General features: G+C 39.8%; 1 protein-coding gene and 1 pseudogene. Both read left to right on the forward strand.

Annotated elements, in window-relative coordinates:
• Positions 1 to 193 (forward strand): ArsB/NhaD family transporter (locus tag SB660_RS18970; RefSeq protein ID WP_410583763.1); only part of this gene is annotated, 193 nt, incomplete at its 5' end.
• Positions 194 to 346: 153 nt separating this feature from the next.
• A pseudogene (locus SB660_RS18975) lies at positions 347 to 483 on the forward strand (PTS sugar transporter subunit IIB); the annotation flags it as partial.

A 483-nucleotide genomic window follows, 5' to 3' on the forward strand; every position in this document is an offset into this window, starting at 1 on the left:
TATCGGTTCTGACCTCGGGCCGAAAATCACGCCGATCGGGTCGCTGGCGACATTGTTATGGCTCCACGTGCTGAGCCGGAAAAACGTGAAAATTTCCTGGGGAATGTATTTCAAAACAGGTCTGATATTAACCATTCCGACGTTATTCATCACCCTGATCGGACTTTATTTATGGCTGTTATGGCTCGCTTGAGATGAAAAACCTTTTAAGTTGAATCTTAAAAGGTTTTTTTGTGTCAAAAATCCGAAAAGTAAAACTTTTATATTTTAAAAGTATAGACATTTAATTTCAAAAGATTATAATATTCATGAAAACGTTTTAACTTTATGAAAGAAGGGATTCCTCATGAAAAGAATTTTATTAGCCTGCAGCTCAGGCATGTCCACCAGCCTTCTTGTGACGAAAATGTAGAATTACGCCAGCTCCATCGGTGAGGAGGCCGAGATTTGGGCAGTCGGACAGGATAAAGCAAAAGAAGCGAT

Origin of the sequence: Bacillus sp. SIMBA_005 (assembly GCF_046535585.1) — a bacterium.
GTDB classification, from domain to species: Bacteria; Bacillota; Bacilli; order Bacillales; family Bacillaceae; genus Bacillus; species Bacillus pumilus.